Source organism: Neobacillus sp. 19, from assembly GCF_049463095.1.
In the GTDB taxonomy this organism is placed as follows: Bacteria; Bacillota; Bacilli; order Bacillales; family Cytobacillaceae; genus Neobacillus.
In genome coordinates this window covers 18,777-32,352 of sequence record NZ_JBMPZU010000047.1, presented here as the reverse complement: position 1 = coordinate 32,352, position 13,576 = coordinate 18,777, and the positions used below count along the sequence as shown (strand labels likewise).

Here is a 13,576-nt window from a genome sequence, read left to right as displayed (position 1 = left end):
TTGAGCACTCCCATTCCCCAATTATTTATATGAATCTTTATTTGCTGCCTAATCTATTCGGTTTGATTGTCATGGCTAGATACGCAGTCCGGTTACATAACCATCATGAATGGCATCGTATATTTTTCCTGGACGCTTTCCATCTCCAATCGGAAAGACCTTTAGATCTGTTTGTTCTTGTAATTGCCGTGACAAATCAATATTTGCTGCATATCCTGTTGCTATAACGACTGTATCAGCAGTTAAGATTTGCTCCTTACCAGACCTATTTATAATCGTTATTTCCGTTTCATTTACTTCTTTTATTTCTGATGAAGTATAAATGGCTATGCCTTTTTGAGTTAAAAACTCCCTATATGACATTTTGAAAGTAATTAAGTCATCATTCAAAATATCCTTCGACTGCTCTATAATAGTGACGTTTCGTCCCTGATCAGCTAGAAATAAAGCGGTTTCAACCCCGGTCATCCCTCCGCCAACTATGACTACATTTTGTCCAGTTTTTTCCTTTTGGGACAAAACATCTATTCCATATATGGTCTTTGATGGGTTCATACCCTTAATATGAACAGGTTTTGGTATCTTTCCAACTGCAATCACAGCGGCGTCAAAGTCACCGGCTTTAATCGTATTCAGCGTTGCTTCTTCATGCACTATTTTTATCTTCAACTTCTCTATTTGGGCAGAGAAGTAGTTTTCTAGCGTTCGGATATCCGCTTTAAATGGAGTAACCGATGATGCCGGCAAAGCTCCGCCTACTTTTCCTTTTTCGAATAGTGTAACCTTATGGCCACGAAGTGCACTGACTCTAGCGGCCTCCATTCCTGCAGGTCCACCTCCAACTACCACAATATTTTTAGGAGCACTAGCGGGTGTTATTGGAAGCTCACCTTCTCTACCCGTATTTGGATTGACCGAGCACCTAATAGATTGATAGTTGAAGAATGTTCTTTCCATACAACCGTCATTACAACGAATACAAGGAATAATATCTTCCGGCCGGCCTTCTTTCGCTTTTAATGGGAAGGAAGGGTCCGCAAGTAAAGGTCTACCTAGAGAAACAAAGTCGACATTTTTATCTTGGAGGATTTCTTCTGCAAATTGCGGTGTGGTAATGGATCCTGATGCAATGATGGGAACAGAAGCAGTTCGTTTAATGGCCTCTGCTGCCCACACATTTGGGCCTTTTGGTACTGTCATGGGGCTTACTTGATAATTCATCATGTGATGATCGCCGCCTGACACATGGAAAGCGCAGATGCCCAGTTGTTCAGCCTGCTTACAAACCTCTATCGATTCCTCAATGGTAATGCCATCGGGTTCATAATCTGTCCCATTTATTCTCATGGTTATCGGGAATTCCTCACCTACTTTTGCCTTCACGTTTCTAATGACTTCCAGTAAAAACCTCATTCGATTCTCTAAAGTCCCACCGTATAAGTCTGTCCGTTTATTTGTGTGAGGGGAAAGGAAATTTGTAATCAAATAGCCGTGCGCAGCATGTATTTCAACTAAATCAAATCCTGCAATCTTTGCACGCCTAGCTGCATCGCCAAAATCTTCTACAATTTGTTTGATTTCTTCTATAGTGAGTTCTTCGGGTACATTTCCGGTTTGTTCATAAAGCGTTGGCCAGGGGATTCTTGATGGTGCTTTAATAGGTGGTGTACCTAAGAATTTTTGCCTTCCACAATGTTCAATTTGAATGCCTGCTTTTGCCCCTTCATCGTGAATCGAAGAAACCAGCCAGGATAAACCTGCAATATGTTCATTATCACTAATTCCTAATTGGCAATACGCTGATTTACTCGCTTCATTGTCGATATACGTATATTCCACAATAATCAGACCTGTACCGCCGCGTGCGATTTCTTTATAATGTCTGACCAATCTTTCAGAGACTGTACCATCACGATTACTTAGACCCGTCGATTGCGGCGCTTTTACGATTCTGTTTTTTAATTCAAGGCTGCCTATTTTCCCAGGTGAAAGTAACTTAGTAAACTGCTCACTCATCAGATAACCCCCGTTTTCACTAATTTAAAGTGTGTTACAACAAACTGACATCCTTTTGAAAGCTTTTTGTTTCAGATTTTTAATAAGCACCTGATAATAACTTCCCGGCATTTGGAACACTCGCTTTTAGATCTAAACTCTTAAGAATTTGATAGACTGTTGCCGTACTTGCTGAAAGAACAGGTAATCCAATCCTGTCTTCTACCTTTTGAATGGCCGGCAATGATGGCATTTGAACACATGCAGATAAAACCACTGCATCTGCTTGACTAACATCTAAATCCTTCACTATTTCTAGCAGGTTGAGAGGATTTAGCCTTCCCACTTCCAGGTTATCAGCCACTTCCAAACTGATTGAATCCAATACCTCAATCTCGCTTTCTTCAATATAGTCAACTACCATTTTGGTAAGCGGTTTCATATACGGCGTAATAATGGATACTTTTTTTGCACCTAAAGTGTAGATCCCTTCTACCAGTGCCCCAGCACTGCTTATGACAGAAATATCGGTCCCATTTTCCTTTGCTATGCTTGAAAGACGCGACTCGGAAAGACAGTGGTAACCAGAGCCTTGTGACATAATCGCGACCAAACAGGCGTAAGCAATCGCATCACATCTGGCATCAGATAGTTCGACCGCGCAGCGGTCGCTCTCCAAATCCATTTTCGTTAATTCTTCCTTTGTTACATGAAGCATCCTCATACGGCTGGAGTGAAAGGTAAACGTCTCCTCCTCATTGCCCCTTGCATTTAGCATCGCCGGAATTTCTGTTTCCATAGTCGTGTTAGAGCTTGGAACAATAAGGCCAATACGATAATTCTTAGTCAAATTTTGCACATCCCTTTTCTCTGATTATTTTGCGAAAAAGTTTCATTTAACCGGTGAAAGCAGAGTTAATTCCTTTATGAGTTCATCCGTTTTTACCACATCTGCATATTTCTGCTGCATGTCAAAGAGGTTAATAGCATGCGAGGTTATACTCCTGTCAAATACACATTCCTCGGGAACAATCACTTGATAGTTATAAGAGAATGCATCTACCACAGTGCTTCGTATGCAACCGCTTGTTGTGCACCCGACTACAATGACGGTATCGACCTGGTCGGACATTAAATGGGAAATTAATGGTGTACCAAAAAAAGCACTTGGCTTCTTTTTAGATAAAACAACTTCCCCAGGTAATGGCTTTATTTCATCCACTACCCACGTTCCTTTTTCCCCTTCAAGAAGGGAGGGGTGTGAAAATAGATTTCCCTTAACGGCAACCCGCTCATTAGAAGAATCTTTATACCCTTCGATAATGGTATAATACACAGGAATTTCAGCATTTCTAGAAGTCTTTAATAACGCTTGAATATATTTAATAGCTTCCCAGCTTACTTCTCCACAGCTTGCCGGATACTTTTTAATTGACTCCTCAATTGGCTCCGCTTCTTCACCTGTAAAACCATATGTAACATCAACAATAATCAAAGCCGGATTTTTCCCTATCCCATATTTTTTTCCAAACCCACTGGCAGAATAGTTCTTTAAATCTCTTTCATCGAGATATTGGTCCCAAATACGCATCTTCGTTCTCCTTTCTTTGACTGAAAACTAAGGGTGAAGCCTATCCCATTTAATTTCATTCATCTAGGTGCGTACTCAACCTTTCTTTTAATTGATCTAAATCATTAAGAATGTGCTCCCTCATTTTTTCAGATGCCACCACTGGATTCCGCGTTTTCATTGCTTCAACCACTTCATGGTGTTCATGTATGAAAACATCACTTCCATAAAATTTTGCGAAAAAATTATTACGGTAAAGGAGGATTAAATTATTTATTTTACCCATCATTTCTAGAAGCCTTTTGTTTCCGCTGCTCTTTACGATACATTCATGAAAAAAAGTATTTAACTTAACGACTTCTGCCATTTTCTTTTCTTTTATTGCGTTTTTAACCTGTACTATGGATTCACCAAGTTCATCAATCTGTTCGTCTGTCATTGATTGTGTGGCCAGAAATACGGCCATGCCTTCAAGCCCTGCTCGAACTTCAAAAAGTTCAATGACGTCTTCTACGTTTGGCTTATACACAAAGGTGGTACCATCTTGATTGACGATTAATCCATCTTGTTCAAGCTTTCTGAATGCTTCTCTTACCGGACTTCGGCTTACTCCTAATTTTTCTGCTATCCATCCATCAACAATTCTTTCTCCTGATTTAAATTCACCATTAATAATAGATTCCTTTATATTATCGTAAATTTGTTCGTATAAAGGATTAGACTTTTTTACAATCATTTTAACCTCTCCATTCAGTCAACAGTATTCTGTATGCTGTCGACAGTATCCATTACATTCATTATACAAATAATCAGAAGATTTACAATAGTGTTTTGAAAATAATTTATACATTCTTAAGAATGCCTTGTGTTACATGCAAAAAAGCGCATCACTTTAATAGTGTGCGCTTTATCGATTTTACTATCGATGATAGTTTAAAATTCTTCGTATGTAGCAGGGTCCTGATTGTTAAGCCTGCCATCAGGGCGAGTTAAGCCTGAAAGAATATTCATTTCTTTCTCATCTAGGGAGAAATCAAAAATAGATATATTTTCAAGCTGCCGTTCAGGCGATGCTGATTTAGGAATAGAAATGGCGCCAAGTTGATAGTGCCAACGTAAAATTACTTGTGATATTGATTTGTTATGTTGATCAGCAATCTGTTGAATCGTATCATTTTCTAAGATTTCGCGAGCTCTAACTAAGGGACTCCACGATTCCGTTACAATCTTATGCTCTTCATGCCACTTTCTTTGTGATGCTTGATTAAAAAATGGATGCAATTCAATTTGGTTCATGCTGGGTTTTACGCCAGTTTCCTGTTCTAACCGCTCGATATGTTCAGGTAAGAAATTACAAACACCAATCGAACGAATTAGTCCCCATTTTTTTGCATCAATTAATGCCTGCCATGCTTCCACATATCTGTCCTGTATTGGGTTTGGCCAATGAATCAGATACACATCATAATAATCTAAATTTGCACGGTATAAAGATTCTTGCATAGTCTGAACTGCCTTGTCATAGGAATGATATCTGCCCGGTAATTTGGAAGTGATTTTAAGGTCTTTTCTTGGAACAGAAGTTCGTCTAACAGCTTCTCCTACCGTTCCTTCATTTTCATAATTATAAGCAGAATCGATTAGTCGATAGCCATTATCAATTGCACTTAAGATGGAATGAACCCCTTCATTCCCTTTAAGATTATAGGTTCCCAAACCGATTACCGGTAAAGTTATCCCATCATTTAGTGTAATCTCCGGAATTGACTTACTCATACCCACTCACTCCTTTCAGTAATTATCATAATGTTAGCACAATTATGAATTACTTTCATTTGTGAAAGGTCGATCCTCAACTAGACGCCAAATTTTTTCTATCAACAGCACGTGGCGGTTGTTCCATCCAGCCTTTTTCAATATAAATTTTTGCTGCCCCTTCTACAAATTGTCCAATTTTCAATAACGACTTGGTATACATTAGCCCAATATCATGCCTTCCATTTACTGCAACTGAATTTCCAAATGCCCTTATTTTCATTGAGAACATATCCATTTTGTGAAACAACATTAATTTATCTGAAAAGGGTGAAAAAGTTGATGTTGTCACCAAATCGTCTAAAAAAGAAGGTGTAGGTAAATTTTCATCATGCAGCTTTTGCATATAACGTTCAACACTTTTGGTGGTCATATCCCTGCCCCATTCAAACAACTTTCGTGTCTTTTCATCCTTTACAACTTGGGCAAATGCCATAATGAGTGCCTTGCTCGTTACATTATTTTCAATATTGTCGTATAGATGAGCAATTTCTAATGCATGTAAAGAGCGAACATGTCCCAAGAAACCATTTAAAAAGTCCTGATGAACAATCTCCACTTTTTCAGGGACTGGAATGAAAGGAGGCTTGATAATAAATCCTTTATTCATTAATATTTCATTGATTTGCTCCATCAGGTCCATTGTGGCATCCATACAATACCTAAAGAATTCTTTCACATCTCTCCTAATGATAAGCGGTATTGCAACGTTATAGATACTCATTCCCGCTTTTGCAACGTATTTCAAATAATGAACATAGTAACGATCTTGAAATAAACGAGGTGCTCCAAGGTTTACGTCTTCTTCCCCAAAACCTTTAGGAATAGGGAAGTTCTCCTTTTCAAAAATTCCTTCTATTGTATTCATAAATTCTAACGTTAATTTTAATGCATTTTCTAATAAAGTTTTTATATCCTTATCTTCAACATGTTGGAGATAATAACTTAAAATGCATTTTGACATGCTGTTTCCCATATAAGTAGCCCATAGTTTACCCATTTCTGCAGAAGTTAATGGTTCGCTAGTTTCTTCTTTGCTTGAACCTAATTTAATCGGCTTAATCGTTTTCATGATTACTCCCTTCTTGCACACTTTAGGTTAGTATTCCCTTCATTTGGAATCATACTCGATAGGTACACTAATTAAACGTAAGGGGGGAAATTTTTCCATCCTTCCTTAATAAAGCTATTTCCATAGATTAAATAAAAAAATGAAGAACTTTGCAATTTAACAAAATCCTTCATTTATCTATCATCTTATTGTTCCATAACATTTCTAACAAACAAATGCTTATTTTTATGAACAATCGCATATACAATCACCAGCAATAATCCTTAAATAACGAAACGATTCTAATTCCCATATGTTCTAACTTTCCTTGATCGATTTATTTTAACGATCGAAATGAAAATCGTCCGCATGTTGTAATAAAAAGTCTGACGAGTGTCTTCCGTATAAATACAATCGATGCATCGGTCTTGTCATGGACACGTACAACAATTTGATATCCAGATCTACTTTAGCAAACTGTTCATCCAGGCATACAATCAATACGGCATCAAATTCCAGCCCTTTCGATAAATAGGATGGTAAAATCGTGATGTGTCCCTTCTTCATATCTTCTTTTTCCTCTGCTAGTTGAATCGGAAGATGACTATTTTCCAGTATCTGATTGATTCTTCGGCATTCTTTGTCCGTTCGTCCAATAATGGCAATGGAATGAAGCTCTTCCTCTTTAAGTAAGACAATATCATGTTCTAGCTGCAGGCGGATTTGTTCTAGATTCTTAGTGTCAAAGGTTATAAATAATGGCTTTTGACCATGTCGAATAACGGGTTCTACTTTTGGCAGATCTTGATCAATCAACTGAAGGATATCGTTTGCCAAATTCATAATTTCAACGGTTGTACGATAGCTTTTTTGTAGGGTTTGATAATTCGCATTAGGGAATATTTCATTCAATACCGGCACCCAACTATTCAAGCCGCGATACGAATGAATCCCTTGTGCTAAATCTCCGACAATGGTAAACAAGTCGGTTTCAAAGCCTTCTTTTAATGCGGCGAATTGGAAATAGCTGTAATCCTGTGCTTCATCAATGAAAATACTGCGCATTTTATATTTTTCATCAATACCTTCCAGTTTTGCCTTCAGATAAAATAATGGAGCTAAATCCTCTAATTCATATGCACCTCTGGCAAAAATCTTTTGACAAAACGTGCTTAAGACCGAACATTGCTGATCGGAGAGAGTGGTGGCATGCTTTTTTAGCAATTCGGGTGAAGACATCAATTCCTTATATAAGGTAAAAATATCTTTCATGACAAGCGGTTCCATATATTTTTTTACCGCTGTCTTTGCCTCTTGCTCCACCTGCTTCAATCTTTCTTTTTTCCGATCCATCAGCATGACGACTTTTTGCTTTCTTCTTTCCGAATCGAGCCTCCTGCTATAAAGGACCTGGTCTAAAGCTTCATCGTATTTCTTAATCAGCTTTGTTAGCATAATGGCTTTCTTCTTTTTCAAATCATCTTCTAATAAGGATTTCAATTTACTGATCCTTTTGTAGATTGGTAAGTATGTATATTCTTTTAAAAATAGTTTATTAAGCTTTTGCCCTTTTAATAGAATGGATTTTTCCACTCGAAAATCCTCTTTAGGTGCAAGATTAGATTCTAATTCCTTTATATATCGATCCATTACTGTCTTAAATTCGAGAGACCCCTTATAGCCGGAAACCCATTGGAGCGATTTGGATGCTCCTTTCCTTTCAAGAAGCTTGATTAGTTTCGTATTGGGAGAAAATAGTTTTATTTTCTGGCCCAAGCAGCCTTTCATAAAATCAGTATAGGTGGTTTGATTTATTTTGTTGACCCCTAATTCCGGCAATACGGCAGATATATAATCAATGAACAATCGATTGGGTGCAAGAATCATTAATTTTTCTGGAGGAAATTGAAACCCAAAGGAATAGAGAAAGTAGGATATTCTATGGAGTGCGATGGTTGTTTTCCCGCTTCCGGCGGCCCCTTGAACGATTATGGGGTGCTTCAGTGATGCCCGGATCACTTCATTTTGCTCATTTTGAATGGTCGCAACAATTTCTGTTAAACGATTGTCTGCTTTACCTGATAGAGATTTTTGCAAAAGTTCATCGTGTGTCGTCAAATCGATATCTCTGATGTCTTTTAATAATCCATCAACGATTTCATACTGCCTCTTTAAGGAGAGGAAACCGGTTTGTGTCTCCCCATACGCTTCATATGACACATCACCCAGCCGGCCGTCATAGTAGACATTGGCAATCGGTGACCGCCAATCCACGATAATGGGCTGCTGTGTCACTCGATCAAATAAGGATACCTTACCTATGTACAACACTTCTTCGGTATTCGTACTATTGCTCGTAAAATCGATCCTTGAAAAATATGGTTTGCCAACCACGCTCTCCAGCCTTTTCAGTTCACTTTCAGCTAGTTCAAGAAATCTTGCATTCGCGAGGAGGTCCGTGTAACTTGTACTGCTATCTTGAGGGTCCAGATCCGCTAACGCTTGTTTCATATTTTCAACGAAAAATTCTTTATTCCCCTTCGAAATCTCTAAAACCGTTAGCATATATTCCTTTGTAAACTCTAAGCGCTCCACTTCTGTTTGATAATCTTTATGGTCACGGACAGATACTTGATCTTTGGCACTCATCCTATTCACTCGCCACCTCTCTATCTCATTTTCGCAGTATGGGATATTAAGATTAAACTAAATGTTTTGTATGAGTCAAGTTTGAATTTGCAAAAAATTGAAAAAAGCTTACTCAAGGAGTAAGCTTAAGTTCACCGATAAACGCTATCACATGTTCCAGCTTTTGGTTCATAATAACAATGCTGTTTAAATTGACCGGAATGAGGTTGACCATACCATGTTGGAGGGCATGGAGCATACGGATTGAAATACCAAAGGGAATATTTTGATGGGTGTTCTCTCCAATATTCCAAATTCTGTTTGGCTAATCTTTTTTCAGCCGTTCTCGCTCTTTGATAAAATACATTCCCTTTTTGAACAGCTTCAAAGGAATAATTTCCTCCTTGTACTTGAAAAATAACTTGTGGGATTGTTCTTACTTTTTTAAAGTCTAAACAATCGGCTTGAACCCGATTCACTATTACATTTCCGACCATTAGCATGCCTTGTTTGCCTTCACCCTCGGCTTCCGCCCTCATCATCCTTGCCATTAAGTCCACATCTGAACTTCGGTAATTTACTCTTGGCATATTATCACCCCAAACATATAGTATGCAAAAGCCGTAATGACTGTTCTTTTATGGAATGATTTGCGTTATTTTGGCTGATTCCGCTTCTAGTACATGAATTCCACCGATTACTTCATAAGCGGAACCAATTGACACAAGAAAATCTCCTGTGATAGCTATTTGTTGTTCTTGGAGAAGTTTATACCAATCCGTTTCGCCTAATTGTCTAGAAACAGATACTGCCTCAAGGATCTGGCCAATTGTCCTAATCCAAACACCAGTTAGTATTTGTTGTTCACCTATTGTATTCGGGTTATCTTCTAAATGAAAAAGTTCTGATAACCCTTTGAGTTCAATAATCTGGCCCAAGACTTGAACCCAAAGCCCCAATGAAACCTGTTTTTCTAGTTGTAAAATTTTTTTACTTTTAGGATCGCTAAATCCTTTTCCTTTATGATTCATATTCTTTGAATTATTCAAACGTACCAACCCCAGAACAATTTTTCTTTATTTTATGTGAATCACATGCAATTGCTAATTTCGATAATCTATTTTCAAATTCCCTAAAAATATATTATACTTTGACTAACAAAAAAGTAATTTATGGAGGATGTTTATATGTCTGAGAGTAATCAAACCGATGGAACAAAAAAGAAAATCAGCCTGCAAGAGGCAATGAAGCAGCAGCTTGCAAACAAAAAGAACCAGAATTCAGCTGGTAATGGAAAGACGAATGGTGATCTTTCCACAAAGAAATTGAAAAGTCAGCAATCCAAAAAGCCGAGCAATACCCGCAGAAAAATGGGTGTATAATGAACGGCCAAAACAGGAAAGATGTAACATTAGGGCTTTTGGTTGATATTGTATTAAAAGCTGATCAAAAAACTGGCAAGCTCACCCGTGGAACTGTGAAAGATATTCTCACCAAATCAAGTACCCATCCACATGGAATCAAGGTCAGGCTAACAGATGGACAAGTCGGCCGGGTACAAAAAATCCATGCTGACTAACGAAAATGCAAAGCATTCTAGGATGCTTTGCATTTTTTATTTTTAGGCTATGTTAAAGATGAATGCTGATTTCCGTTCCAGGCGCAAGCGGTTCGCGGGGCGGGCGGTGAGCCTCCTCGGCGCTAAAGCGCCTGTGGGGTCTCACCTGTCCCGCTGCTCCCGCAGGAGTCTCGCGCCTTCCACTCCAATCAAAATGTGCTTAAACACAGTCTCATTATTAAAAATCCACCTTCCTTTATGGAAAAGTAGTGGAAATTTATATATATATTTACTTTTTCAAACCATTGCCTTATGATATAAATATGATATCACTTTTATATCATATTTTTCATTTGGAGGGGTTCAAATGCAGGAAAAGTCAATATTTAAAATGAATGGTTTTGCAGCACTTATTATTGCGCTTTTGTGTATTGGTTTTGGAATTTATTTAATCGTAACCGGAGAAATTTCGGTTAAAATTACCGGAATCGTCGTCTTATTGATTGGATTAATTATTGCCACCAGTTTAACCATTGTTCAGCCAAACGAAGCAAAAGTATTGACGTTCTTTGGAACTTATCTCGGAGTTATAAGAGATCAGGGTTTATGGGCCACCATTCCATTCACGTTCAAGCGAAGCGTATCATTACGTGTGACCAACTTTAACAGCGAGAAGCTAAAAGTAAATGATTTAGAAGGAAATCCGATTCAGATTGCAGCCGTTGTTGTGTATAAAGTAAGGGATGCTGCAAAAGCTTTATATGATGTAGAAAACTATGAAAAATTCATTCAGATTCAAAGTGAAACCGGTATTCGTCATATTGCGAGCAGATATGCATATGATTCGTTCGGCCATACAGAAAGCACATTGACACTTCGGCAAAATAGCGACGAGGTAGCCGAAGTCCTTATGTATGATTTACAGAAAAGACTGGATGTTGCCGGTGTTGACGTCATCGAAGCTCGGATAATGCACCTTGCCTATTCCTCCGAAATCGCTTCTGCCATGCTTCAAAGACAACAAGCGCAAGCTGTGCTGTCTGCACGTAAAGTCATTGTTGACGGTGCAGTAGGGCTAGTAAAAGCAGCGATTGACCAGCTTGCAGAGCAAGAAATTGTTGAACTCGATGAAGAGAAAAAAGCGCAGATGGTCAATAACCTGATGGTCGCCATTGTTTCTGAAAAAGGAACCCAACCCATTATTAATACAGGAAGCATCTATTAAGGTTGTGTCGTAAATGACGAAAAGAAAATCATTTCCGCTTCGCATTGATCCCAAGTTATATGAAGTGCTGGAAAAATGGGCGGAAGATGAAATCAGAAGTGTAAACGCCCAAATTGAAGTCATCTTAAAAGAGGCAGCCAAAAAGGCAGGAAGACTAAAAAAAGATTAGATAAAAAAGAAGCCTGTATCTCTAATTTATAGATTTACAGGCTTTTTCTTCCATTTGAACCTCATTTCCCTTTTTAAGCCAAATACGCCTCCCGAACTTCATCATTTGTTATCAGATCATGTCCGTTTCCTTTGAGCTTAATTTCTCCTGTTTGAATGACGTAACCGCGGTCAGCGACTTGTAAGGCCTGGTAGGCGTTTTGTTCAACGAGCAGGATCGTTATCCCTTCTCCGTTTAATTCCTTGATGATTTCAAAGATTTGTTCCACTATAATGGGTGCAAGACCCATGGAGGGCTCGTCTAACATGAGTAAATCCGGCGACATCATAAGGGCTCTACCAATCGCAAGCATTTGCTGCTCCCCGCCGCTCATTGTCCCTCCCTTTTGCTCCAGTCGATCTTTCAGCTTAGGGAAATAATGAAAGACACGCTCCATTCTTTCTTCAATCACCTGCTTACCTTTGACTGAGAAAGCTCCCATTAATAAGTTTTCTTTGACTGATAGTCTTGGAAAAATCCTCCTGCCCTCGGGAACATGGGCAATTCCTAATAGTGTTGTTTCATGAGCCGGTTTATTGGTAATGTCCGTTCCATTATAAACAATGTTTCCTGTTTTTACTTTTGTCAGACCGCTGATTGATTTTAATGTCGTTGATTTACCGGCACCATTACTGCCAATTAATGTAACAATTTCCCCTTTTTCAACAGAAACATCAATTCCTTTTAATGCCTGTATGCCGCCATAAAAGGTTTCTACGTTTTTTAATTGAAGCATGGATTTCCCCCCTATCCAGCATGAACAGCCCCAGATCCTAGATATGCCTCAATCACTTTTGGATTATTTCGGATGTCTTCGGGCCTTCCTTCTGCAATTTTTTCCCCATGATCGAGTACGAAGATTTGTTCAGAGATTTCCATGACAAGCTTCATGTCATGTTCAATTAAAATGACGGTTAAATTGAATTCATCCCGCATTCTTTTAATCAGCCCGGTCAGCTCTTTTGTCTCCTTTGGATTCATACCTGCAGCCGGCTCATCTAATAATAGAATCTTAGGACCGACAGCAAGCGCCCTGGCAATCTCTAATCTTCTTTGGGCCCCGTAGCTTAAATTGCACGCTTTTTCATTTAAAAAGGATTCCAGCCCAACATATTCTAATAATTGATACGCCTTTATTTCCGAAGCAACCTCTTCTTTCCGTATGGTCGGTAGATTGAATAAAATCCCAATAAAACCTGCTTTTAACCGTGTGTGCATTCCAACCATCACATTTTCAAGCACGGACATTTCATTAAATAACCGGATGTTCTGAAAGGTTCTTGCGATTCCCTTTTGACAAACCGCATGGGGATTTAACCCATTTATTTTTTCCTTTTCAAGTAAAATGGTCCCTGAAGTAGGCTGATAGACACCCGTAATCATATTAAAAAAGGTTGTTTTTCCAGCTCCATTTGGTCCAATAACGGCTGTAATTGAATGTTTCTCCACTGTCATCGAAACATCCTGATTTGCTGTCAAACCGCCAAATTTCTTCGATAAATTCTGCACTTCTAAAATGGCCATTT

Annotated in this window: 15 protein-coding genes; 4 read left to right on the top strand and 11 right to left on the bottom strand. The window is 38.6% G+C overall.

Translation table 11 applies throughout. The features are described from left to right. Positions 1–75: 75 nt before the first annotated feature. From ACO1D1_RS14635 to ACO1D1_RS14595, 9 genes are all read right to left on the bottom strand, one after another. A complete protein-coding gene (locus tag ACO1D1_RS14635) occupies positions 76–2,016 on the bottom strand; it encodes an FAD-dependent oxidoreductase (RefSeq protein WP_423336341.1) in 1,941 nt (646 codons plus the stop codon). Between the two features lie 79 nt (positions 2,017–2,095). Further along, a complete protein-coding gene (locus ACO1D1_RS14630; protein ID WP_423336340.1) occupies positions 2,096–2,845 on the bottom strand; it encodes a maleate cis-trans isomerase family protein in 750 nt (249 codons plus the stop codon). A gap of 42 nt (positions 2,846–2,887) precedes the next feature. Next, positions 2,888–3,586, bottom strand: a complete 699-nt coding sequence (locus ACO1D1_RS14625) for an isochorismatase family protein (RefSeq protein ID WP_149870040.1) — start codon at positions 3,584–3,586, stop codon at positions 2,888–2,890. Positions 3,587–3,641: 55 nt separating this feature from the next. After that, positions 3,642–4,301: a GntR family transcriptional regulator gene (locus ACO1D1_RS14620; RefSeq protein ID WP_423336339.1), complete on the bottom strand. Its 660-nt coding sequence runs from the start codon at positions 4,299–4,301 to the stop codon at positions 3,642–3,644. 197 nt (positions 4,302–4,498) lie between these two features. Beyond that, positions 4,499–5,341: an aldo/keto reductase gene (locus tag ACO1D1_RS14615; RefSeq protein ID WP_423336338.1), complete on the bottom strand. Its 843-nt coding sequence runs from the start codon at positions 5,339–5,341 to the stop codon at positions 4,499–4,501. A 76-nt stretch (positions 5,342–5,417) separates the two neighbouring features. Next, on the bottom strand, positions 5,418–6,452 hold the full coding sequence (locus tag ACO1D1_RS14610; RefSeq protein ID WP_423336337.1) for a DUF3231 family protein: 1,035 nt from the start codon (positions 6,450–6,452) through the stop codon (positions 5,418–5,420). A gap of 321 nt (positions 6,453–6,773) precedes the next feature. After that, entirely contained in the window at positions 6,774–9,080 is a 2,307-nt protein-coding gene (gene helD / locus ACO1D1_RS14605; protein WP_423336336.1) for an RNA polymerase recycling motor HelD, read from the bottom strand. A gap of 131 nt (positions 9,081–9,211) precedes the next feature. Next, positions 9,212–9,649, bottom strand: coding sequence for a cell wall hydrolase (locus tag ACO1D1_RS14600; protein WP_423336335.1), 438 nt, complete (start codon positions 9,647–9,649; stop codon positions 9,212–9,214). A gap of 48 nt (positions 9,650–9,697) precedes the next feature. Further along, entirely contained in the window at positions 9,698–10,108 is a 411-nt protein-coding gene (locus ACO1D1_RS14595; RefSeq protein ID WP_423336334.1) for a hypothetical protein, read from the bottom strand. Between the two features lie 138 nt (positions 10,109–10,246). Here ACO1D1_RS14595 and ACO1D1_RS14590 point away from each other — a divergent pair, with 138 nt between their 5' ends. From ACO1D1_RS14590 to ACO1D1_RS14575, 4 genes are all read left to right on the top strand, one after another. Continuing rightward, on the top strand, positions 10,247–10,441 hold the full coding sequence (locus ACO1D1_RS14590; RefSeq protein ID WP_149870034.1) for a hypothetical protein: 195 nt from the start codon (positions 10,247–10,249) through the stop codon (positions 10,439–10,441). Further along, positions 10,441–10,638 carry a YwbE family protein gene (locus ACO1D1_RS14585; RefSeq protein ID WP_423336333.1) on the top strand — a complete coding sequence of 66 codons (198 nt, stop codon included), beginning with the start codon at positions 10,441–10,443 and terminating at the stop codon, positions 10,636–10,638. Before ACO1D1_RS14590 ends, ACO1D1_RS14585 begins: the two co-directional genes overlap by 1 nt. Positions 10,639–10,984: 346 nt before the next feature. Next, positions 10,985–11,842, top strand: a complete 858-nt coding sequence (locus tag ACO1D1_RS14580; protein WP_423336332.1) for an SPFH domain-containing protein — start codon at positions 10,985–10,987, stop codon at positions 11,840–11,842. Positions 11,843–11,855: 13 nt separating this feature from the next. Beyond that, positions 11,856–12,011: an Arc family DNA-binding protein gene (locus tag ACO1D1_RS14575; protein WP_149870031.1), complete on the top strand. Its 156-nt coding sequence runs from the start codon at positions 11,856–11,858 to the stop codon at positions 12,009–12,011. A 73-nt stretch (positions 12,012–12,084) separates the two neighbouring features. Here ACO1D1_RS14575 and ACO1D1_RS14570 read toward each other — a convergent pair whose 3' ends face one another. Next, a complete protein-coding gene (locus ACO1D1_RS14570; RefSeq protein ID WP_149870030.1) occupies positions 12,085–12,786 on the bottom strand; it encodes an ABC transporter ATP-binding protein in 702 nt (233 codons plus the stop codon). Positions 12,787–12,797: 11 nt separating this feature from the next. Beyond that, on the bottom strand, positions 12,798–13,574 hold the full coding sequence (locus ACO1D1_RS14565) for an ABC transporter ATP-binding protein (protein ID WP_423336331.1): 777 nt from the start codon (positions 13,572–13,574) through the stop codon (positions 12,798–12,800). Positions 13,575–13,576 lie beyond the last annotated feature (2 nt).